This window comes from Flavobacterium rarum (SeqCode) (genome assembly GCF_965234445.1).
GTDB lineage: Bacteria > Bacteroidota > Bacteroidia > Flavobacteriales > Flavobacteriaceae > Flavobacterium > Flavobacterium rarum.
The window spans coordinates 1-23998 of sequence record NZ_OZ248504.1 but is presented as its reverse complement, the minus strand read 5'-3'; the positions used below and the strand labels follow the sequence as shown (position 1 = coordinate 23998).

Sequence of the window (23998 nt, the reverse complement as noted above, 5' to 3'; positions counted from 1 at the left end):
TAAATATAACGTATATCAGCCAATTATAAATAACTACTGTAAACATTCATTAACCGAAACATAACTGCCATTCATCTAATTTATTAAAATAGTAGGAATATTAAAAATAAATTTGATTATGAATTTTAAATGAAAGTAAGATGAAAATTTTAATAGTTGACGACACAGAATCAGTTTCATTTGGTTTCTTTTTAACAAATTTTGGTTACGAGGTAAAATTTGCTAGCACGATTTGTGATGCAAAAGAAATTTATAATGAGTTTAATCCCTTGATGGTAATTGTCTGTATAGATGAACCGCTTTTAAAAAATAATCAAACTGAACAATATGTGTTTGGGTTGAATCACGAAATTCTAGGAATTGATTTTATAAAATACATTAGAAAAGTCAAAAAGCATTTTACGTCTATTATGGTTTTGTCAGAAGATGCCAAAGAAAATTTTTTCCTAAAAGGAAATGAATTTGGTTTTTCTTCCAATTTATTCAATAGTGTGGATAATAATATTAGATTAAGTTTACTTAAAAGCCGCAATTAATTGAATTACTCCCTTCTCAAGTTTCTTTAAATAGGAATGAGAATAACTTTTTTTAAATTCAAAATCATGATTTAATGCTTTTTATGTTTATAATTTACTTCAAAATCAAATAGAGATTTTTTTCTTTATTAGAAAAAGAAAAGTCAAGAATAACTGTGTTATGGTATCTTTTTATTTTGAATAGAAAGGAATAAAGAGTGTTTTATTGCGGTAAATTTAAGGATTAGATGGTATAAGAAATATAATAGAAGTCCATTTGCTATAAAACAAATTTAAATATAATAAAAACAAAAAAAATTACATAAATTAATACAACAACCCTTTTTAATGCCCTCCCCCCAAATCAGGTGATGCTTAAGTTTTAAACTTAAATGTTGCCTGATTTTTTTATTATTTCGCCTAATGGGTGTATTTCTGTTTCATCCAAATACTTGATAAAACTTCATAGCGAATCCGACACATACAATAATAGTAAGCTAACAGACTATTTTGATGTTACAAAAAAGGTTCAACGAATGCCTTTCAGAAATCAACAACTATAAGGAAATACTTTTTTTATTTGAATTTAAAAATGGAAGAACCAGACAAAATACATTTTGAACTCCAATTTAAAATATAATTACCATGTGAATTCAGTTGGAGTCGATTTCTTCTACGGAATCCTTGACTACATGTAATGGTCTTCTCTAATTTATGCAAATTGCTATGAATCAGTTTTTTTTGTAAATAATTGAGAAACATCTTTTTTATAGTAAGAAGTTGAATTCTTAATTTTGTTGTTGCACATGTCAAAAATTAACAATAGCTTAGTAGGAATTTATTATATTAAGTAGGTTGAGCAAATTAAGTATTTTTTTCGAGTTATTTTTAAAAAATTAAGTCACAGAACCCAATATCATTTTTTAATCATTTTTAAACCACTAAATATGAATATTTTAATTGTAGACGATCAAGAACTTGTATTGTTGTCCTTAGAGAAATGTTTGACAGACATAGGCTATGATGTCATTACTTCCCATAATGTTTTTGATGCCATAGAAAAATATGATCTTTTTAATCCAAGTTTAGTCATTGCGGATATTAATATGCCAGGATTGGCCGAAAAGAATTATCCAGAGTTAGAAATTTTAAAGGGCGAGGAAACTTCAGGATTAGATATTGTTCGTTATATAAAGAAAATTAAAAAACAAGATACACCTGTTGTAATTCTTTCTGGAAATAATGATGAAGAAATTATTTTGAAAGGATTTGATCTAGGGGTTTCGGATTACATGAAAAAACCGCTCAGTTTAAGTGAAATTGGTGCCAGAGTAAAGCGATTAATTGGTGCTAATGAACACAAGCCAGAATCGGTCGTTAATAATAAAAATAGACTCATACAAAATAATTGTGTTGGGGTGGTTATTCCTTGTTACAATGAAGAAAAAAGATTACTAGGTGCTGATTTCAGAGAATTTGTACACAAAAATCTTGGATATCATTTGTGTTTTGTAAATGATGGGAGTAAAGACAAAACACTAGAAGTACTTCAGGAGTTAAGACAAGGCAAAGAAGATTATATTAGTATTTATGATTGTCCACAAAATGGAGGTAAGGCTGAAGCAGTAAGGCTTGGGATGTTGCATTTGGCAAAGCAAACCCAATTTGATTATTTAGGTTTCTTGGATGCTGATTTGTCAACTAATTTTGAAGATTTTGATGATTTAGTAAATACAATTTCCAATTCGAATTACAAAATTGTGAGCGGATCCCGAATTAACAGAATGGGGGCAGATATTGCTAAAGAATCAGCAAGAGCCATTATAAGCAAATCGATTAATTTTATTATTAGAAAAACTTTAGAGATGGATTTTAAAGACACACAATGTGGCGCTAAAATCATGAGTAAGGAAGTTGTTGAAAAAACTTTTCAAAAGAAGTTCTTGACCAAATGGTTGTTTGATGTTGAGATTTTCATGAGAATGAAAAAAATATATGGAAAAGAAGAAACTAAAAAAATGGTATGTGAGAAACCATTAAATAGATGGGTACACATGGATGGTTCAAAACTTTCTTTTAAAGATTCGTTTAAAATTATATTCCAAATAGGACAAATTGCAATTCATTATAGATAGAAAGTTTTAAATGTTGTTAGTTTCTCCACGAATTGTGGGGGTTTTAATTTTAAATCCCTAAATAAGATTCATTAAGCTATTTAAACCTTAATGAATCTTATTTATTTAATTATCTTATTTAGATAAAGTCGCTACTTTAATATATTTCATACAATTGAAGGATTAACCATATTGTTTAAAGAAGTATTTGATTGTTGTTGTTTCGTTTTATATTAATTCTATTTGGTTTTAAAATTTTAACAAAGAAAAAATAAATGAATTTGTTGAATTAACAAATTAGACATTACTTTTGTGATGATATTTAGAATGAATAATAGCAAAGTACTTACTTTAATAAATTTGGCATATCCTATGAAAGAACAGATTAAAAAATTTTTAAACGAAGAACAAGATCCAAAAGCAATTGAGAAAGTAACTTCAAAATTGCAAGACATATTAATGAAAAACGAAGAAGTAGGATATATTGCAGTACAAAAAAAACCTGCACTAACTGTACTTCCGGATAGTATCGTTATGACAAATAAAAGAATCATTATTTGTCAACCGAAAAATTTAGGTCTTTCGATGAATTTTATTGATTATACTTGGGATGACATCGAAGGAACTTTTGTTAAAGAAAACATTCTAGGATCAGAATTTTCTTTTTCTACAAAGACAGATATGCAGGTTTCAATTGATTATATTCCAAAAATTCAAGCGCGTAAAATATTTACGTACGCCAAAGAACAATTGGATATTTTGAAAAATCGTGCTGCTTCAGGTACTCCAATTGCTGAAGAAGTTCAAGAATCTTTAATCGAAGAAGCCGAATTAATTGAAGAAATGGTTGCGGAAGAAGTAACTGATTTTGCCGAAATTATGCCAGTAGTTTCAAATTACGCTGAACCAATTGTGGAAAACACAGCGGGTTCAACCGAGAAAAAATCAAGTGAGTTGTCACAAGACGAATTGTTTGCAAAACTCCAAAATTATAAAAAATTGTTAGACAACGGATTGATTTTACAAGGCGAATACGACGCTTTCAAAAAAGAGATTTTGAGCTATATGTAGTTTAGTAGCTTCAATTATATTTAAAAAAAGAAACCCGACATAAATTAATTTGTCGGGTTTTTTTCTGTCACAATGTTTTCATTTGCTTTTCTACAAAATTATGAGATTGTTTTTCTAATAATTCGGTTGTATTTTTTCTTTGCAAATTATAGAGTTGTTTATCATCAGCAATATCTGCATATACTTTATCATGCATAACAGCACTTGTTTTTATCAATAACTCGCGTTGGTATTTGTCTTGCTCGATAGTGGCTTTGAGAGCTGTTTCCAAGTCTTCCAGTTTATAATCGTATTCTCCTCTTGGCGATAATAATTTGGCTATAATAGGAGAAGTTTCGATCGCTAAAAACAACAACATTATAAAAAAGGAAGGGATCCACGGTAATTTGTTCAACGCATTGATTCTCGCCATCAAACCGTCAAATCCATCAATGATAGGCTGAGTTTCGGTTACTTTTTTGTCCAAATCGGTTTGCAGTGTTTTGGTTCCTTTTTCCAAAATAGCGATTTTGGCCAAATTGTTTTTTCGAATGGTATCCAGTTCCTTTTTTGACAAATCGTGTTTGGCAATTTTCTCTTTAAAAACAGGACCTTTTCCTAGTTTTTTTGTACCAGCAGTTCCTTCAGCTTCTTTGATGTAAGTTTCATAAAGCGTATTAACTTCCTTTTCTTTAGAGGTTATTTCGGCATTAAGAGTCTTGATTTCGGCTTTGTTTTTGTCTAAATCCGATTTGAAATAATTGGCCACTTCTTTCTTGTTGTTCAAAGCCATAGCATTTTTCTCTTTCAATAAAACGGTATTGATTTCTTTTTCAAAAATTTTAATTTCCAATGGTTTCGAAATAACAATGGCAATAATGAAAGCCAATATAATTCGGGGAGTCGCTTGTAGCAATTCATTAGAAAAACTGTCTCTTTTTCGGATAGTAGATACAATAAAACGATCTAGATTAAAAATAAGCAAACTCCAAACAAAGCCAAAAAGCAAGGCAGGAATGACATTGTCGAAAACGGTAAAAAGGGCATAAGCACTGGCAATAAAAGCCATAACAGCAGTAAAAAAAACAGTGGCGCCAATACCAACAAATTTGGTTTGTTCACCATCAGAGCAACCTTCAAGTAGGTTTTTGTCTGCTCCCGAGCAGAGAATGAAAAATTGTTTTAACATGATTGATTTGATTTTTGATTGATGATGCAAATTTAACGCCAAATAATTAATAATGTTCTAAAATGTTGATTTGTTTTTGGTTAGCGTTTCGTTTTTAACTAAATATTAATTTAACATTATCAAACTTTTTTTTGTGCGAGTATTCATAACAATATGTTAATTTTTCAAAAGGATTGAATTAATGTTTGAAATATAGTTTTGCATTAAAATTAATTTAACAAAAATATGAAAAGAAAATACTTAGTTGTGATACTCTTTTGCTTTGCTTTAGTTGGATATGCCCAAAAAGGAGTTATTTCTGGAAAGGTTCTGGACAAAGAGGATAAAATGCCTTTGCCAGGTGCAATGATTGAAATTGTAGGGATGAATAAATACACCATTTCAGATTATAATGGGAAGTATGAATTTCTTAATGTTGCCGTGGGTTCGTACGCCGTTCAGCTGAAATATTTGGGGTATGCTGTAGCAAAAGGGGAGGTAGTAGTTACAGATGGGGCAAATACCGTTTATAACTTTGAGTTAACAACTTCAGGGACTGAATTGAATGAAGTTGTTGTTGGGGATATTTTAAAAGGACAGGCGAAAGCTTTGAGTCAGCAAAAACACAATAAGAACATTAGTAACGTGATTTCTTCTGATCAAGTTGGGCGTTTTCCAGATGCAAATGTTGGGGATGCTTTGAAAAGAGTTCCTGGGGTTACGATGCAAAACGACCAAGGCGAAGCCAGAAATATTATAATTAGAGGATTGGCACCGTCATTAAACTCGGTTACTTTGAATGGAGACAGAATTCCGTCGGCCGAAGGGGATAATCGAAATGTACAAATGGATTTAATTCCGTCAGATATGATTTCGACCATTGAAGTAAGCAAGACACTAACTCCTGATATGGACGCAGATGCAATTGGTGGATCCGTAAATTTGGTTACTAGACCCACTCCAAATGGTGAAAGAATCTCCGCAACCCTTGCAGGAGGTTATGCCCCAATTCGCGATAAGGCTATTTATACCGCGGGCTTAGTTTACGGTAATCGTTTTTTTCAGGATAAGTTTGGAGCTGTAGTAAGTGGCTCTTATAATAATGTAGACTATGGTTCAGACAATATTGAAAACGAATGGGTAAAAGATGATTTTGGAAATGAATTTGTGCAGGCTTCTGAAATTAGAAAGTATGATGTACAACGTATTCGTAGAAGTGCTTCGGTAGCTTTAGATTATAAATTTAACGAAAACAACACCATTTTTGCTAATGCGATTTACAATTGGAGAGATGATAGAGAAAACCGTTTCAGAACAACTTATGACGATATTGAAGCCATTTATGATGCTGTTGATGATGAAAAAATTGTTGGTTTTGAAGGTCGAGTAACTCGCCAAACAAAAGGGGGAGTTGATAATGACAGAAATAAAAGCAGAAGATTAGAAGATCAGCGAGTACAAAATTATTCACTTAGAGGAGAGCATTTAATCAACTCTAAATTAGATTTAGATTGGTCAACTAATTATTCTACAGCCAGAGAATACCGTCCGGGTGAGCGTTACATCGATTACCGTCAGGAAGGATTAGATATGACTCAGGATTTATCGGATACAAGATTTCCTTTGGTTACAACTACTGGCGAAGCATTGGATGAATTTGAATTGGATGGACTTTCTGAAAACACAGATGAAACCAAAGAAAGTGAATTTGGAGCCAAACTAAATATTCGTTTTCCGTTCACCATTATTACAGCAGAAAAAGGACGAATCAGAACCGGTCTTCGTCTTCGTATGAAAGAAAAATCAAGAAATAATATGTTCTACTCTTACGAACCTATTAATGGCGATATGGATTTATTATCTGATATTTCAACAAGTTATTTTGATGGTAAGGATTTTAATCCGGGCAGTAAATATGTGCCAGGAACTTTTGCATCGGCAAACTTTTTAGGGAATCTGGATTTGAATAATGCTTCTTTATTTGACAAAGAAGCAGATCCTTCAGAATATTTAGCGGTAAATTATAATGCCAAAGAAAATATTTATGCTGCTTATGTAAGATGGGATCAGGATTTTAATGATAAATTATCAATGGTTTTGGGTTTCCGTGTAGAAAACACTCATATTGATTATACAGGAAACCGTGTTTTGGATGAAGAAGAATTAGAAAGTGAAATCAATACAACTAATACGTATACTAATGTATTGCCAAGTGTTACTTTTCAATACAATGCTACCAAAGATTTGGTTTTGAGAGCAGCTGCTACTACAGCTTTGGCCAGACCAAATTATTATGCCTTGGCTCCTTATGTAAACAATATTGCATCTGACCTGGAAATTACAGCTGGTAATCCAGACCTTGATGTGACCTATTCTTATAATTATGATTTCATGGCAGAGAATTATTTCAAGTCTGTTGGATTAATTTCTGGAGGTGTTTTCTATAAAAAACTGCATGATTTTATCTACAATTACAGTGATAGCCAATACACAACAGAAAAATTTGCTACTGATTTTCCAGAACAAGATAATCCAATTCCAGTAGGAGAAAATTGGACATTTGTTCAGCCTAAAAATGGAGATATGGTTGATGTTTATGGTTTTGAATTTGCTTTTCAGCGTCAGTTGGATTTCTTCGAAAGCAAATTTTTGAAAGGTTTCGGAATCTATTTAAATTATACTTTTACCAAGTCTGAAGCAAAAGGAATTGCCGATGAAGATGGAAATGAAAGAAAAGACATTAGCCTTCCGGGAACTTCTCCACACATGTTTAATGGCTCATTGTCTTGGGAAAACAAACGTTTTTCGGCTAGAATTTCTACGAATTATACTTCTGATTATTTGGATGAATTGGGATCAGAATCCTATAATGACAGTTATTATGACAAACAGTTTTTTGTAGATGCGAATGCTGCTTATAAAATCACGCCACACATTCGTATTTTTGCTGAGGCAAATAACTTGACCAATCAACCGTTGCGTTATTATCAAGGTGTTGAATCACACACCAAACAAGCAGAATACTATCAAGCACGCTATAATTTGGGATTAAAGTTTGATTTTTAAATAAACCTTTTAAATAGTTAAGGAAGGCAACAGGATGTAATGTCCTGTTCCCTTTTTTATAGTAATTACAAAATGAAACAAATAATTTACTTTTTTTTATCAGTATTGGTTTTTCAATTTTCGTTTGCACAACATGCAGAGAAAAGAGAATTGTCAGGCTATACGGAAGGCTATATTCCCGAACTGCAGAAAATTGACAACAGTTTGAATTTTTTATTAATGGGTGATTTTGGACGCTACGGGCAATTTTATCAAAAAGAAGTAGCAACCCAAATGGGAAAAGCAGCTGCTACTATTGAATCTGATTTTGTAATTTCCGTGGGGGATAATTTTTATCCTAACGGAGTAAGAAGCACTAAAGACTATTCTTGGATTGCTTCTTATGAAAATATTTACACGGCCTATAGTCTGCAAAATGATTGGTATGTGGCATTAGGAAACCACGATTACAGAGGAAATATTCAAGCAGAAATTGATTATTCGGACATTAGCCGTCGTTGGCACATGCCTGCAAAATACTTTAAAGAAATATTTAATTTAGAGGATGGAAATAAAGTATTAGTTTTGATTATGGATAGTACTCCTTTTATTGATAGCTATTACAAAAAAGGAACGGATATGTATGAAAATATAATTGCACAAGATACAACAGCTCAAAAAAAATGGTTGATTCAAGAATTGGAAACAAAAGATGAATCTATAAAATGGAAAATTGTAGTGGGACATCATCCTTTATACAGTGGAGGTAAACGAAAAGAGAATACTGATACCAAAAATTTTGAAAAGAAATTTGCTGCAATTTTTGATGCTTATAAAGTGGATGCCTATTTCTGTGGTCATGAACATGATTTACAAATAATAAAACCGAAAGGACGCTATACAACACAGTTTTTATCGGGCTCAGCTTGCGAAGTACGCCCAACAGGAAATAGAGAAGGAACCTTGTTCTCTGCGCAGTCTCCAGGATTTATGACTTTTTCTCTAACAAATTCTAAACTATTAGCCCAAGTTATTGATTCCAGTGGCGCTATAATTCATACTACTACAATCGAAAAAAAGAAATCAAATGAAAAATAAAATTATAATTGCATTAGCCCTGATAAGTTTTGTATTTACTTCTTGTGAGAATAAGTTGGCTCCCATTCGCAAAGATGCTATGAAAGCAACAATAGTAACACAAGCCTTACCTCACGATACAGATGATCCCGCTATTTGGATAAATCCCAATGATGCTGCAAAAAGTATTATTATTGGTACAGATAAAGATACTGATGGTGGTTTGTATACTTTTGATTTGGAAGGAAAAATTATTGCAAAATCTGAAACTTTAAAGCGACCTAATAATGTTGATATTGCCTATGGTTTAATTATAAATGGAAAAAAAATAGACGTTGCAGTAACTACAGAACGGGAAAGTAACACCATCAGAATTTTTAGTTTACCAGATTTGAAACCGATTGACAATGGAGGAATTGCCGTTTTTGATGGTGAAAAAGAACGTGATCCAATGGGAATTGCTTTGTATACACGAGCAAGTGATCAAGCTGTTTTTGCAATAGTTGGAAGAAAAAGTGGCCCCTCTGGAACCTATTTATGGCAATATCAATTGACTGATGCTGGAAAGGGAAAAATAGGAGCGACAGTTGTTCGAAAATTTGGAAAATACAGTGGCAAAAAAGAAATTGAAGCCATCGCTGTTGATAATGAATTAGGAGTTGTTTATTATTGTGATGAGCAATTCGGAATTAGAAAATACAATGCGAATCCAGCTTTAAATGATAACACTGAATTAGCACTTTTTGGTCAAAAAGGTTTTAAAGCAGACAATGAAGGAATTGCTATCTACAAAAGTTCAGCAACTTCAGGTTATATTTTGGTTTCCAATCAACAAGCCAATACTTTTATGGTGTACCCACGTGAAGGAGATAAAGGAAACTCAAACAAATATACATTGATAGCAGAAATTCCAACATCTACAGTAGAATGTGATGGAGCAGATGTAACTTCATTAAATTTAGGAGGACAGTTTCAAAAAGGATTGTTTGTAGCAATGAGTAATGGCATGACTTTTCATTTTTATAATTGGGAAGATCTTCAAAAGCGAATTGATTTAGCTAAAAAGTAAAGCTTTTCAGGTTTATAATAATAACAAAACCCGGCATCAATTATTGTCGGGTTTTTTGTTTTTCAAATTAGGAGTTTTTTTTATTAAAAAATAGGTTCTTACCCCAATTTTTCGTCTCAACAATTCCTTCAGCTACTTTGATATTGATTTCAGAAAGCATATTAACTTCTTTTTCATTATTAGCAATTTAGACTTTATTATTCTTGATTTCGGTTTGTTAAAATCTAAATAAGTGTGTAAAAATTACCCAACTAGGATTAAAAATTACCCACTTCTAAAGAATTTTTAAATTCTAATTATTTTTTAAATATCTAATAATAAGTATTTTACATCTATTCTTGCTCGATTATAAAAGATGGCACGATAATTTCATTAAGTAAAATATAAAATTTAAAAAAACTATTATTATGAAAAAATTAATCTTATCAGCCGCAATTATTTTAGGGAGTTTTTCAGCATTTGCACAACAATCAACTCCTCCGAAATCAGAAGTAACAACTCAAACCGTACAAGACCCTTACACCGAAATTAAAGTGGAAGAAGTGCCAGAAGCTGTAAAAAGAGCCTTAATAAAAGCGTATCCAACGGCCATTCTTGACAAAGCTTTTATCAACGAAAAAAAAGAGTATAAACTACAAATTACAGTTGGAGACAAAGTTGGCGCATTGTATGCTGATGCAACTGGAAATTGGTTAAAAAAATAATTTCAAAAACAAACAACTAAATTAAATCATTAAACAAAAATTATTATGAAAAAGTTAATCTTATCAGCAGCAATCATTTTGGGAAGTTTCACAACATTTGCTCAAACTTCAACTCCTGCAAAAGCAGTAGTTTCAACACAAAAAGTGGAAGAAAAATATACGGAAATCAAACTGGAAGAAGTTCCTAGTTCTGTGATTTTAGCGGTGAAAACGGCTCAACCTGAAGCGATTATTGAAAAAGCATATATCAACGAAAAGAAAGAATTTAAATTGGAAATAAAAGTTGGTGACCAGAAATCTACTGTTTATACAGATGCGGCTGGGAACTTAACAAAAAAATAAGTTGGGGAACTTAGTATTCAGAATGAAGAAGGAGAGAGATTTAATAAATCGCTCTCCTTTTTTTATAGGTTTATTATGAGAATCTAATTTTAATAACTTTACTTTAGCAAATAAAGCTAAGCCCTATGTCAAAGATTTTATTAATAGAAGACGATGTTTCCTTCTGCAAAATGCTGGAAAATTTTCTCATAAAAAAATCTTTCCTTGTAACAACTGCGTTTACAGCAGAAGAAGCAAAGACTAAAATTACAAGTCAAAACTTTGACCTCGTTATTACAGATTTAAGGCTTCCTAACTACGATGGAATCCAACTTATGTCTGAATTTAAAACCGCATATCCAACAATTCCAGTTATTCTAATGACTGGTTATGCAGATGTTACTACAGCGGTAAAAGCTTTAAAAAATGGCGCTACCGATTACATTTCGAAACCGTTTAATCCCGAAGAAGTTTTACTTGTTATTTCAAATGCATTGCAAATTCCTGTTGTATCAATAGCAAATGATATAGTTGTTAATGCAATAAAAAACAATATTTCATCTGGTGAAGATGTTGTTTTGGGAATTTCGGCGGCATCAAAAAAATTAACAGAATACATTCAGCTTGTAAGTCCAACCGATATGTCTGTTTTAATCATTGGCGAAAGCGGAACCGGAAAAGAGGTCGTTGCAAAAAGTATTCATCAAAATAGTTCCAGAAAAAATAATAATTTTATAGCCGTAGATTGTGGAGCAATTCCCAAAGAATTGGCCTCTAGTGAGTTTTTTGGGCATTTAAAAGGATCTTTTACAGGAGCAATAAATGATAAAATAGGTTGTTTTGAAGCTGCTAATAAAGGAACGCTATTTCTGGACGAGATTGGTAATCTTTCTTATGAAAACCAAATTCAGCTTCTAAGAGCTTTGCAGGAAAGAAAAATAAAACCAGTGGGAAGCAACAAAGAAATCAATGTGGATATCCGTATTATTACGGCTACAAATGAAGATTTAAGACAAGCTGTAAAGAATGGAACTTTTCGTGAAGATTTATACCATAGAATCAATGAATTCTCGATTCAATCTCCTTCTTTGATTGAAAGAGATGTAGATTTAATGATTTTTGCCGATTTCTTTCTTGACAAAGCAAATAAGCAGCTGAATAAAAAGATCATCGGTTTTTCTTCCGAAGTAGTAACGATTTTTGAACTTTACAGATGGCCTGGGAATTTAAGAGAACTTCAAAATGTAATTAAGAGAGCCACGCTTTTATCACAAGGAGATTTTATAGAAAAAAGCACTCTTCCGCTTGAAGTTTTTCAAATAGAAAGTAGAAATTCCAGTGATTTTTCTTTATTTGAAAATGAAAAAGACACCATTTTGAATGCCTTGGAACAAGCCAATAATAACAAATCGGAAGCAGCAAAATTGCTTAAAATAAACAGAAAAACATTATACAATAAATTAAAACAGCACGATATCAATTAGTTTATTTCTTTTTCTAAAAGTAAAAAAAGTGTTGTAATTGCAGTTTTCAAATCGTTAAGTTTAACTTCCATTTCCTCGAATGAAAATGCTTTAGATTCCAATTCGTTTAAGATTTGCACGATGTCATAAGCTTCAATTTGTTTAAACATTGGCGTCATTCGATGCGCAGTTTCTTTTACTTTTAAATTATTTTTTTTAGAAATTGCTTCTTCTACTAATGATAAGTTTTCTTTAGTTGATGCCATAAAAGAAAACACAAACTCCTTTAAAACAGCTACCTCATTGGACAAAAATGATTTTAATGAGGTTAGTGAATAGCTTTTTGTTGAAACAATGCTGTCCTTAATTTCTATAGCTACAGAAAACGGAGATTCCCTATTGTTCAAAATGGAATCTATAATTTCTAATAATACTTTTGGAGAATATGGTTTTCGTATCACATGGGCAAATCCTGCATTTAGATAGATTTCTGTTGCCAAATCGGTTCTTCCAGTTATGGCAATGACTGGTTTTTTGTCAAAATTTAGGGTTGTAGATTCCTTTAGTTTCTTCAAGAATAGAAAACCGTCCATTTCTGGCATTTGAATATCGGTAATTATAAAATCAATTGCATTGTTTTCCATTGCCTCCATTGCAATCGATGCATTGCTAAAAGGCAACACTTTAAAATTATTCTGGCGCAAAATTTCGGTCGTCAAGTTCAACAAATTAATGTCATCATCAACTACAATAACGGTTAGTGTATTTATGGGAAAATCAGTTTCATCTGTTTTTTGAGAAGAAGAATCAAACAACAACGGAAGTTGAATCTCAAAAACACTTCCTTTTCCAAAAACACTCTTTAGGCTTAATTTTCCGTCAAGAATTTCCACCATTTTTTTTGAAATTGTGAGTCCTAAACCTGTTCCTCCATATTTTTTTTCAATATTTTCATTGGCTTGGGTAAACTCTTCAAAAATTAATTGTTGTTTGTCTTCCTGTATTCCAATTCCTGAATCTTCAACTTTAATTGTAAAGAAATTATTTTCAACATTGGCACTAACATCAATTGTAATAAATCCTTCAGCAGTAAATTTAAAAGCATTACCTATTATATTAGTAACAATTTGCCTCAAGCGGAATGGATCTCCAATGATTTTGTTTTGAAAAATGGAATCGATTTCAATGGAAAGATGTATTGGTTTTTGCTCGTAAACGGATTGAATACTTTTTGCAACTTCATGAATAACGTCAGTCAAAGAAAAAGGAAGTTTTTCTATTGTAATTTTTCCTGCTTCAATTTGGGTGAAGTCAAGTAAATCCTGAATTAGATTTGTAATGTATTCTGAAGATCCTTTTATGTTTTTTGCAAAATACAGTTGCTTTTTTGTTAACTCAGAATTCCCTAAAAGTTCGGTATACCCAACAATTGTGCTCAATGGCGTTTTTAAATCGTGACTGACTGTTGAAATAAGTTGCTCTCGATTCCTTAGTAATCTTTTGGTTTTGCTGTTGGCTTCTTCAAGTTGTTTTTTGTAGGATTGCGTTTTGGAAAAATCATTTAGAATCAAAATCAAAAAAAACAAAGTGGAAAATAATCCTAGTACTGCCGCGATGGTAACAATTTGATTATTTCGTTTTAACGAATTTTCCTTTTCTAAATAGATTCTAGTTGTGTTTTTAATAATTTCTCTTTCAATTATGCTCAAAACTTTTCTTAACTGGTCTGAAATTAAAAGTTCATTTTGAAGTAATTTGTTTTCTTCAAAATTCAAAGTAAATTTCTTTTTTAGAGTAGCATTCTTTACCTCATTAAGCAAGGTTTTGGAGACCATTATAATCGAATCCGATTCTTTTTTGCTTAATGTATTTGAGCTGTCATCTGGAATGTTCTCGTTTAAATAGGCCACATATTTTTTAAGGACACTTCGTTGGTAACTTCCCAATTCGGCTGGCTTTTTTATAAAATCTTCCAATTGGAGTTTTCTAAGTGACGTTTCCATTTTGGTTAAATCATTAATGGCTTTTTTAAGCGCTATTTCATCATTTGTTTTGTTTTTTATGGATTTTAGTTGCTTAATATTATTTGTTTTTTTAGACAGTAAAAGCTTAACACTGTCCAATAAAGTAATTTGATATTGTGTAGTGACTAACAATTTTAAAGAATCAATTTCTGTTTTTAAAGAATCTGTTTTGGAGGTATAATTTTCAAAATCTTTCTTCGATTCGGATTGGATGGTTATTCGAGCCAAACTTTCGGTTTTGTATATGTTTGAAAGCAGATTGCTGACTTTTAAAATCTTATTATTAGCCATAGTAGCTTTACTCTCTGCCTCGGTTAGCTCTTTGTTTTCTGAATATAAAAACCAGCTTACACCCACAAATAATGTTGCTAAAACCAGATAACTGATAAAAATTTTTATTGGGGTGTGATTTTTTTTAAGATTCATCATTCAAAGATAAGAATAACAAAAAGGAATAGACTTAGATTCTGCAACAGACTTCATTACAGTGTTGAATCCAAGTTATAATGGACAAAAAAAAAAGAGCTGTTCAGTAACGAACAACTCTTTTTAGTAAAAATAAAATTAACTTAAGCAATTGGAGCTCCAGCCAAAATTTCGGCATTGGCAAATTCTTTGAACTTGGCAAAATTATCTTCAAATTTTTGAGCCAATTCACTCGCTTTTTTATCGTATAATTCTTGATCTTCCCAAGTATTTCTTGGATTTAATATTTCAGATGGAACATTTGGACAAGATTGAGGAATCGCAATTCCAAATACATTATGATTTACAAATGCAACATCATTTAATTCTCCGTTTAATGCTGCAGTAATCATTGTACGGGTGAATTTCAACTTCATTCTGCTTCCTGTTCCATAAGGGCCGCCAGTCCAACCTGTATTGATAAGCCAAACTTTCACATTGGCATCTTTCATTTTTTTGCTTAACATTTCAGCATACTTTGTTGGGTGCAATGGCATAAATGGTGCGCCAAAGCAGGCAGAGAAGTTAGGCTGCGGTTCTGTAACACCCGCTTCTGTACCCGCTACTTTTGCAGTATATCCTGAAATGAAATGATAAGCAGCTTGTCCAGCAGTTAGTTTCGAAATAGGAGGTAGAATTCCGTAAGCATCTGCTGTCAGGAAGAATATGTTTTTTGGGTTTTTCCCAATAGAACCCGGTTGAATATTGTCAATATGCTCAATTGGATAACTTACTCTAGTGTTTTGTGTGATAGAGACATCTTCAAAATCAACTGCATTGGTTCCGGCTTTGAAAACTACATTTTCAAGAATCGCTCCCTTTTTAATAGCTCTAAAAATGTCTGGCTCATTTTCTTCCGTTAGATTGATAACTTTAGCATAACAACCGCCTTCAAAATTAAAAACGTTGTTTTCATTGGTCCATCCATGCTCATCATCTCCAATTAATTTTCTGGCAGGATCGGCAGACAATGTTGTTTTACCTGTTCCGGATAAACCGAAAAAGATTGCAGTATCTCCATCTTCACCAACATTGGCACTACAATGCATTGGCAAAGTATTTTTAAAAACAGGTAAAATAAAGTTCAAAGCCGAAAAAATTCCTTTTTTCATTTCTCCTGTATAGCCTGTTCCTCCAATTAAGGCAATCTTTTTAGTAAAATCAAGTATTGCAAAATTACCTTGGCGTGTTCCGTCAACGGCCGGATCTGCAATAAATCCTGGAGCACAAATCACCGTCCACTCTGGTGTGAAATTTTCTAATTGCTCATTTGTAAGTCTCAAAAACATATTGTGGCAGAATAAGTTGGCCCAAGCAGTTTCTGTAACAACGCGAACATTTAATTTGTAATTGGTGTCGGCACAAACATAAGAATCCCTAACAAAAACTTCTTTATTGGATAAATAGGCTGTAACTTTTTTATAAAGTGCATCAAATGCAGTAGATTCAAATGGAATGTTTACTTTCCCCCACCATACTTTGTCTTCTGTAATACTATCTTTTACTATAAATCGATCTTGAGGAGATCTTCCAGTAAACTCACCTGTATTTATTGCTAAAGCTCCTGTAGAATTTTCAACTCCTTGTCCAGATTGAATGGTAATGTCGTGTAACTCCTTAGGGGATAGTTGATACTGAATTTTAGCATTTTCAATTCCCAATTCCTTAAGCGAAATCGATTTCGTAAATAAAGCGTAGTTGTCCATAAAATTTTATTTTTGTGAGTGTTGTTTATTTCACTGCAAAAGTATAATATTTTTTTATAACCACATTATATTTATTATTTCTTTTTTAATGGTTTTATTAAGTCAAATAATAAAATAAACCAAGCTGAAATAAGAAATAATCCTCCTATTGGAGTAATAAAACCAAAGATTTTAAAATCGATAGGGGTTAATCCATTAGTTGCTAAAAAATAAATGGATCCTGAGAAGAAAATAACACCAAAAACAGTCAAATTATAGATCTTTTTTTTTGTTTTTTGGTTAATAATTGTTGTGGTACCAATAAACAATAAAAACAAAGCGTGGTACATTTGATACCGTACCCCCGTTTCAAAAGTTGTTATTTGTTCTATAGAGAGTACTTTTTTTAGGGCATGTGCACCAAATGCTCCTAAAATTATAGCAATCATACCAAAAATGGCAGCTGTTGAAATTATTTTTTTGTCCATTGCGAAATTTATTTATTTACAAATATATTTTTTATATTCTAAACAAAAAGTATTTTATCAGGTTCTTTTTAGGTATATATTAAGAGCGTAAATGCAGTGTTTCATCGATTTTTTTCAAAATAAATCAAGGTTTAAATAAAATAAATTCAAATGTTTTTACAAAGTAGTTGTTATAAATACAACAATATTGTATGTTTGTGTTATAATAATAAAACACTTTGAAAATGTTTCGTTTAAAATTGGGATGAAAATGTCCTTTTTCAAGAAGAATAAACAAAAATATAATATATAGAATACAAAAAAATACAACTCATGAGAACAATTCTTATTATTGGTGCAGGAAGATCGGCGTCTTCTTTGATTCAATACCTTTTGAACAAATCGGAATCTGAAGAATTGCATCTTGTTATTGGAGATTTATCTTTTGCTTTAGCTGAAAAAAAAACAAATCAGCATCCAAATGCCACTCCTATTGCTTTGGATATTTTTGATAATGTACAAAGGAAAAATGCAATTGAAAACGCAGATATTGTAATATCCATGTTGCCAGCTCATCTTCATATTGAAGTAGCAAGAGATTGCATTGTATATAAAAAGCATTTAGTGACGGCATCCTATATAAGTGATGCTATGCAAGAATTGGATGTAGCTGCCAAGGCAAACAATCTAATTTTAATGAATGAAATAGGTCTCGATCCTGGAATTGATCACATGAGTGCCATGAAAGTGATAGATGAAATCAGGGAAAAAGGCGGAAAAATGCTTTTGTTTGAATCTTTTTGTGGTGGTCTTGTAGCGCCAGAATCAGATAATAATCTATGGAATTACAAATTTACTTGGGCACCAAGAAATGTAGTTTTAGCGGGTCAAGGTGGTGCTGCCAAGTTCATTCAAGAAGGGGCTTACAAATATATTCCGTACACAAGTTTGTTTCGTAGAACAGAATTTTTAGAAGTAGAAGGATACGGTAAATTCGAAGCCTATTCCAATAGAGATTCTCTCAAATACAGAAGTGTTTACGGTCTTGATAATGTGCTTACCTTATATAGAGGTACTATTCGTAGAGTTGGTTTTTCCAAAGCTTGGAATATGTTTGTGCAATTGGGAATGACTGATGACAGCTATATCATGGAAAATTCCGAGAATATGAGTTACCGTCAGTTTGTAAATTCATTCTTGCCATATCATCCGACGGATTCTGTAGAAATTAAAATGCGTTTGATTCTCAAAATTGACCAAGACGATATCATGTGGGATAAGCTTTTGGAATTGGATTTGTTCAATCGTAATAAAAAAGTGGGTTTGATTGATGCTACACCCGCTCAAATTCTTGAAAAAATACTCTCTGAAAGTTGGACTTTAGAGCCAGACGATAAAGATATGATTGTAATGTACCATAAATTTGGATATGTTATCAATGGAGAAGAAAAACAAATTGATTCCAAAATGGTTTGTATAGGAGATGATCAAACCTATACAGCTATGGCAAAAACCGTTGGATTACCTGTTGCTATGGCTACTTTGTTAATTTTGAACGGAAAGATTACAACTCCTGGTGTACAACTCCCGATTCGTAAAGAAGTGTATGAGCCTATTTTGAAAGAGTTAGAAGAATATGGAGTGTTGTTCAATGAGCAAGATATGCCGTATGTGGGATACAATCCTGATAAAGTTTTTAGTTAAGTTTTTTTTAGATTTTTTTTAGATTTTTTTTTAGACAAATCCGCTTCGAATGAAGCGGATTTGTTGTTATTATCTAGTTTTTTTCAAGGCCAATTTTAATTGGTATATTGTATTTTACTCTAACAATCTCATTGTTTTCTTTTCCAGGAATCCATTTTGGAGATAGTTTTAATACACGAATAACTTCATCAGCCGTTCCAAAACCTAGGTCTTTTACAATTTCAAACTCGGATAAACTACCGTCCTTTTCTACCATAAAAGTCAATATAATTTTACCTGAAATTTTTAATTCATCTGGGATATTAAAATTGGTGCCAATGAATTTATAGAATTCTAAAACTCCTCCAGGAAATTCAGGTTGTCTGATTTCCACTGTAACATTGTTCTTTTCGGTTATAGTATCTAATGGTTTGTTTTCTGTCACACTGTTTATTTTGGATTCAATGTGTACAGTATCAGATTTTTGTGTGGATTGTGTTTTGTTTCGAAGTTTATCTTTTATAACTTCATTTTTATAAAAATTGCTTTTTGTTTGAATTGAATGGCTTGATGGGTTTTTCATAGCCACTGTTTTAAAAGAAATGCCGTAAAAAAGAGCCGTTAAAACAGGAAGTAATGCAATTTTTTTTAAAGTTTCTTTGGTTTGCGATTTGTTTTTCGTCATCATAAGGAATCGTTTTTTGGTTACTAAATAGTTTAAATTACTGGCTAAGTAAAAAGGTTGGTTATCGTTTGCCTTCGATAATAATAAAGCTTGGTAAAACGGAACGTTATTAAAATAGTTCACCACTTTCTCATCTGCGAGAAATTCATGATTGAGTTGAATGGCTTTTTTATAAAAAATAAAAATGGGGTTAAACCAAAATAGTGTTTTTACAATTTCTATTAGTAATACATCCAAAGTGTGTTTTTGTGTAACATGTATTAATTCATGGGTATATAATTCTTCTTCAATTTTTTGATTGCAATATTCGGTTTCGTTTACAAAAATGGTATTCCAAAAAGTATGGGGTAATGTCTTTTCCTTTAGTAAAACTAATTTTGCGTTTTTATACTTTATTAAAGTATTCAAATGGGTTCTGGAAGTTATTCTCAAAATGTTTCTCACAAATCGGAAGAGTAGCAATGAGGTGACTATACAGTATAGACTCCAAATAATTATTGGAGTATAATTGAAAGTTTCTGGTACAATTGTTACAATTGTATTTGCAGTAACAGCATTAATTGTTGGAGTTACTGCAGAAAAGGATTCGTCAATAATTTCAATTGATATGAAAGGAATTACAAACGAAAATACAAGACAAAACAGCAGGTAAAACCGATTGAATTGGTGCATTTTTTCTTTTTCCAATAGTAAATGGTAAATAGCAAGGAGCACGAATAGGCTCAATGTTGATTTAATTAAAAAGTCGATCATTTTTTCTTTTTTTGAATTTCACCATCTATTATTTTTTTGAGTTCCTCCAATTCCGATGAAGATAAATTCGTTTCGGTGGTAAAGAAAGAAGCAAATTGCGAAGCCGAATTGTTGAAGAAATTGCTAATCAATCCGTTTACGTGTTTCGAGAAATAATCTGTTTTTTTGACCAAAGGATAATATTCTCGTGAATTTCCAAATTCGTTGTATGCTACAAATTTTTTGTCAATCATTCTCTTTAGCAAAGTAGCGACCGTTGTTGTTGCTGGTTTTGGTTTTGGGTACGCTTCGAGTAAGTCTTTCATAAAGGCTTTTTCGAGTTGCCAAAGGTGTTCCATTAATTGTTCTTCGGAGTTGGATAGTTGCATGTTTTTTTAATTTATAATTGCCATTGAAATTGCTATTGAAATTGCCATTGATATTGAAATTATAATTATTGATTCAATTCAATTTCTGAAATTAATTCTCCATTATTGTATTTCTTTATGATAGTTGGTTTTCCTTTTTCATTGTAGAAATTCCAAACTCCATCATAGAACCAATGAATTTCGATAGTGTCTGTAGTTGTTTTGGTGTATCCTTTTGAATGAATTTTTCCGTTTTCAAAATAGGTTGTTGTTTTGCAAATGTTACCCTTGTATTTTTCTCTTTTGATAATTTTTCTATTTAAGTAGTAGCGCCATTTTTTTATGGGATCATCGTTTTTATACTTTCCGACCGATTTGTATTTGGCGCTGTCAACTTCATAATGTTCAATCCAAAGTCCCTCTCTTTTTTTGTTTACCTTTTGATTTATTGAAAACTGACTTGCATCCAATAAGCAAAAATGTTAAGAATATAAAAATGAAAAAGTATCTCATAATTTAGTTTTGCTCTACATAAATAGATAATGCTCTACAAATGTAGAGTAAAAAATGACATGACCAAATTTTTGCTTGAATTTTTTTTTCGTGAAGCATTAAAAACATGCAACTTAAGCTGCGTTTTATGGGTTTTGCCAATTAAGAATAGTCTTGGTTTTTAAAATAAATATCTTATGAAAACCAAAAGCCCTAGCCCAGATGGGAGCGGCATCCTGTTGTCCCGGAGTTCGGGGCAACAGATATAGTGGACAGCTGGAATTAGCTCCTAATTATTTAGAAAAAAGTCAAAAAAAATCCGCTCTTTGCAGAACGGATTTAGTTGTTTTTTAAAGAAGTCTTATTTACTCAACTCCACAAAATATTTGTAAAATAACGGAATAGTTTCAATCCCTTTCAGGTAATTAAAAATCCCAAAATGTTCGTTTGGAGAGTGAATAGCATCACTATCCAGACCGAAGCCCATCAATATCGTTTTGCTTTTTAGCTCTTTTTCGAACAAAGCAACAATAGGGATACTTCCTCCGGAACGTACGGGAATTGCAGGAACACCAAAGGTTTCGGTGTACGCCATATTAGCCGCTTTGTAACCTATGCTGTCTGTAGGCGTCACATATCCTTGACCGCCGTGATGAGGAGTAACTTTTACGGTAACTCCAGCCGGTGCGATGCTAGTGAAATGTTTGGTAAACAACTCAGTGATCACTTCCCAATCTTGATTAGGAACCAAACGCATGGAGATTTTGGCGAAAGCCTTACTCGCGATAACGGTTTTTGCACCTTCTCCAGTATATCCACCCCAAATTCCGTTTACGTCTAGGGTAGGGCGAATCGAGTTTCTTTCGTTGGTAACATAGCCGCTTTCGCCATAAATGTCGTTTAGGTCTAGCGCTTTCTTGTAATTGTCAAGATTAAAAGGTGCCTTGGCCATTTCAGCTCTTTCTTCTAGAGTTAATTCTTCTACATTATCGTAAAAACCGGGTATGGTAATGTGGTTGTTCTCGTCATGCAAAGAAGCAATCATTTTGGACAATACATTAATAGGATTGGCAACAGCTCCACCGTATAATCCAGAATGCAAATCACGATTTGGCCCAGTTACTTCTACTTCTACATAGCTCAATCCGCGCAGTCCAGTTGTGATAGAAGGTTGTTGATTGGAAATCATTCCAGTATCCGAAATCAAAATCACATCGTTTTTAAGTTTTTCAGTATTGTTTTCCACAAAGGTTTTTAGATTGACGCTACCTACTTCTTCCTCGCCTTCAATCATAAATTTCACATTGCATGGCAAAGTGTTGCTTTGAATCATATATTCAAAAGCTTTTACGTGCATGTACATTTGGCCTTTGTCATCACAAGATCCTCTAGCAAAGATGGCGCCTTCTGGATGAATGTCTGTTTTTTTGATAACGGGTTCAAATGGAGGAGAAGTCCATAATTCTAATGGATCGGCAGGTTGTACATCATAATGTCCATAAACCAAAACAGTAGGTAATTTTGGGTCGATTGTTTTCTCACCATAAACAATTGGATAGCCTGCAGTCTCGCAAATTTCAACAAAATCGCAACCGGCTTTCTCTAAACTTACCTTTACAGCCACGGCAGTGTCAAGAACATCTTGAGAAAATGCAGTGTCTGCACTTACAGAAGGAATCTTCAATAAATCTATTAACTCATTGATAAAGCGATCTTTGTGATTTGCAACATATAATTTAATATCTTCCATGAAATCAATTTTTTTTAAGAATCAAAAATACAAAAAATAGTATGAATAATTTTTTTAAAAATTCCTTTGAATATTGGAAGATATGATTATCTTTGCACCCACAATTGAGCGGATATGGTGAAATTGGTAGACATGCCAGACTTAGGATCTGGTGCCGCAAGGCGTGTAGGTTCGAGTCCTATTATCCGCACCAAAAGCTTCTCATCTTGAGAAGCTTTTTTTGTTTTTACCTCTTTGTTGTTTTCTAATTTTTTAACGGTGAATTTTTGGTAAGCCTCGAAATTTTAGATTAATTAAAGAATCTCAAAAGTTGGGAGCTAAGCAAAATCAGGAGCTAATCCTGCTCTCATTCCAATCTTATGAGCCGAACGCCGGCTCCTAAGGATTTTCCCTTCTATCAGGGCTAGGGCCTTGGTTTTCATAAAAAAATTTGTTTTTATAAATTTTCAAAAGGGACACCTTAATATATAGGAAGGCTACTGTGAAGTAAAAACCTGAGTAATCCCTGTAAAACCAGACTTTTTTAAATTGAAAAAATGATATTGGGCTATACCTTATATATAGGTATAGAAAACAGTAATTAAATTATTGTTGTTAAAAGATAAAGAATCCGTGTAAATCCGTGTTTTTGCTTTAGCGAATCCGTTTCATCCGCGTTCGATTCGCACTCAGATTAGATTAAATGGAGCTGCAGAGGGAGTTCGGGCGCTTAATCCCGTAATAAAGCGGATAAAAGTGTGTCATTGTATATAAGATAGGAAACTCCAGAGCAAAAAACCCGCAAAAACCTGTTAGATCCGTGGCTAAATCCGGCGCAACAAAACACAGAACCAAACCCAAACCTCCCTAAAGCTGATAAAATCATCAAAAACGCCTATCAGAAATCCAGAAATCCTCAAAAAGGTGGGGTTGTAAATTTCGATATATCAATGTGTTAAAAGATAAGTGTAAAATTAAGGTAAAATAAATGTAAAAAGTCATTGTTTAAACGAATAAAGGGTCTACTTTTGCACCCGCAACAGCGACTAAGTTCTTTAATACATTGACAAGCGAGAAGAGATCGAGAGAAAATTTATTTTCAAAAAAAGATTTAAAAAAGCTTGTGAGAAGTAAAAGAGTTT

The 23998-nt window shown here is 32.4% G+C and carries 18 protein-coding genes and 1 tRNA gene; 11 read left to right on the top strand and 8 right to left on the bottom strand.

The window, feature by feature from the left end; genetic code table 11:
• Positions 1–140 precede the first annotated feature (140 nt).
• The 3 genes from AC8GF4_RS15110 (at position 141) to AC8GF4_RS15100 (ending at position 3700) form a co-directional block, all read left to right on the top strand.
• Positions 141–536, top strand: coding sequence for a response regulator (locus tag AC8GF4_RS15110; protein WP_506595754.1), 396 nt, complete (start codon positions 141–143; stop codon positions 534–536).
• A 926-nt stretch (positions 537–1462) separates the two neighbouring features.
• The gene (locus tag AC8GF4_RS15105; RefSeq protein WP_506595752.1) at positions 1463–2650 is read left to right on the top strand and encodes a glycosyltransferase; all 1188 of its coding nucleotides are present in this window, start codon (positions 1463–1465) and stop codon (positions 2648–2650) included.
• A 351-nt stretch (positions 2651–3001) separates the two neighbouring features.
• Positions 3002–3700 (top strand): PH domain-containing protein, encoded by a 699-nt coding sequence (locus tag AC8GF4_RS15100; protein ID WP_506596059.1) that lies wholly within the window; start codon positions 3002–3004, stop codon positions 3698–3700.
• A gap of 67 nt (positions 3701–3767) precedes the next feature.
• Here the strand turns inward: AC8GF4_RS15100 and AC8GF4_RS15095 are convergent, their stop codons facing one another.
• Positions 3768–4868, bottom strand: coding sequence for a DUF4407 domain-containing protein (locus tag AC8GF4_RS15095; RefSeq protein WP_506595750.1), 1101 nt, complete (start codon positions 4866–4868; stop codon positions 3768–3770).
• Between the two features lie 225 nt (positions 4869–5093).
• Between AC8GF4_RS15095 and AC8GF4_RS15090 the strand changes: the two genes are divergently transcribed.
• The 6 genes from AC8GF4_RS15090 to AC8GF4_RS15065 all read left to right on the top strand — a co-directional run bounded on the left by AC8GF4_RS15090 (position 5094) and on the right by AC8GF4_RS15065 (position 12547).
• Positions 5094–7913, top strand: a complete 2820-nt coding sequence (locus AC8GF4_RS15090; RefSeq protein WP_506595749.1) for a TonB-dependent receptor — start codon at positions 5094–5096, stop codon at positions 7911–7913.
• A gap of 72 nt (positions 7914–7985) precedes the next feature.
• Positions 7986–8990 carry a metallophosphoesterase gene (locus tag AC8GF4_RS15085; protein WP_506595748.1) on the top strand — a complete coding sequence of 335 codons (1005 nt, stop codon included), beginning with the start codon at positions 7986–7988 and terminating at the stop codon, positions 8988–8990.
• Positions 8980–10038 (top strand): phytase, encoded by a 1059-nt coding sequence (locus AC8GF4_RS15080; RefSeq protein WP_506595747.1) that lies wholly within the window; start codon positions 8980–8982, stop codon positions 10036–10038. The genes AC8GF4_RS15085 and AC8GF4_RS15080 overlap by 11 nt, the downstream gene beginning before the upstream one ends.
• Before the next feature lie 407 nt (positions 10039–10445).
• On the top strand, positions 10446–10742 hold the full coding sequence (locus AC8GF4_RS15075) for a hypothetical protein (RefSeq protein ID WP_506595746.1): 297 nt from the start codon (positions 10446–10448) through the stop codon (positions 10740–10742).
• Positions 10743–10787: 45 nt separating this feature from the next.
• Positions 10788–11084 (top strand): hypothetical protein, encoded by a 297-nt coding sequence (locus AC8GF4_RS15070; RefSeq protein WP_506595745.1) that lies wholly within the window; start codon positions 10788–10790, stop codon positions 11082–11084.
• 125 nt (positions 11085–11209) lie between these two features.
• Positions 11210–12547: a sigma-54-dependent transcriptional regulator gene (locus AC8GF4_RS15065; protein WP_506595744.1), complete on the top strand. Its 1338-nt coding sequence runs from the start codon at positions 11210–11212 to the stop codon at positions 12545–12547.
• Here AC8GF4_RS15065 and AC8GF4_RS15060 read toward each other — a convergent pair.
• The 3 genes from AC8GF4_RS15060 to AC8GF4_RS15050 form a co-directional block, all read right to left on the bottom strand.
• Positions 12544–14979: a hybrid sensor histidine kinase/response regulator gene (locus tag AC8GF4_RS15060; protein ID WP_506595743.1), complete on the bottom strand. Its 2436-nt coding sequence runs from the start codon at positions 14977–14979 to the stop codon at positions 12544–12546. The genes AC8GF4_RS15065 and AC8GF4_RS15060 overlap by 4 nt on opposite strands.
• A gap of 140 nt (positions 14980–15119) precedes the next feature.
• The gene (gene pckA, locus AC8GF4_RS15055; RefSeq protein ID WP_506595742.1) at positions 15120–16721 is read right to left on the bottom strand and encodes a phosphoenolpyruvate carboxykinase (ATP); all 1602 of its coding nucleotides are present in this window, start codon (positions 16719–16721) and stop codon (positions 15120–15122) included.
• Positions 16722–16795: 74 nt separating this feature from the next.
• Positions 16796–17188, bottom strand: a complete 393-nt coding sequence (locus AC8GF4_RS15050; protein WP_506595741.1) for a DUF423 domain-containing protein — start codon at positions 17186–17188, stop codon at positions 16796–16798.
• Between the two features lie 312 nt (positions 17189–17500).
• Here AC8GF4_RS15050 and AC8GF4_RS15045 point away from each other — a divergent pair, with 312 nt between their 5' ends.
• Entirely contained in the window at positions 17501–18871 is a 1371-nt protein-coding gene (locus AC8GF4_RS15045) for a saccharopine dehydrogenase family protein (protein WP_506595740.1), read from the top strand.
• 73 nt (positions 18872–18944) lie between these two features.
• Here AC8GF4_RS15045 and AC8GF4_RS15040 read toward each other — a convergent pair whose 3' ends face one another.
• The 4 genes from AC8GF4_RS15040 to AC8GF4_RS15025 all read right to left on the bottom strand — a co-directional run bounded on the left by AC8GF4_RS15040 (position 18945) and on the right by AC8GF4_RS15025 (position 22877).
• Positions 18945–20288 (bottom strand): M56 family metallopeptidase, encoded by a 1344-nt coding sequence (locus tag AC8GF4_RS15040; RefSeq protein ID WP_506595739.1) that lies wholly within the window; start codon positions 20286–20288, stop codon positions 18945–18947.
• Positions 20285–20656, bottom strand: coding sequence for a BlaI/MecI/CopY family transcriptional regulator (locus AC8GF4_RS15035; RefSeq protein WP_506595738.1), 372 nt, complete (start codon positions 20654–20656; stop codon positions 20285–20287). Before AC8GF4_RS15035 ends, AC8GF4_RS15040 begins: the two co-directional genes overlap by 4 nt.
• A gap of 65 nt (positions 20657–20721) precedes the next feature.
• Positions 20722–21105, bottom strand: a complete 384-nt coding sequence (locus tag AC8GF4_RS15030) for a hypothetical protein (RefSeq protein WP_506595737.1) — start codon at positions 21103–21105, stop codon at positions 20722–20724.
• A gap of 383 nt (positions 21106–21488) precedes the next feature.
• Complete coding sequence (locus AC8GF4_RS15025) at positions 21489–22877, bottom strand: dipeptidase (protein ID WP_506595736.1); 1389 nt, start codon at positions 22875–22877, stop codon at positions 21489–21491.
• A 108-nt stretch (positions 22878–22985) separates the two neighbouring features.
• On the opposite strand from AC8GF4_RS15025, the gene AC8GF4_RS15020 reads away from it, so the two are divergent.
• A tRNA-Leu gene (locus tag AC8GF4_RS15020) sits at positions 22986–23070 on the top strand.
• Positions 23071–23998 lie beyond the last annotated feature (928 nt).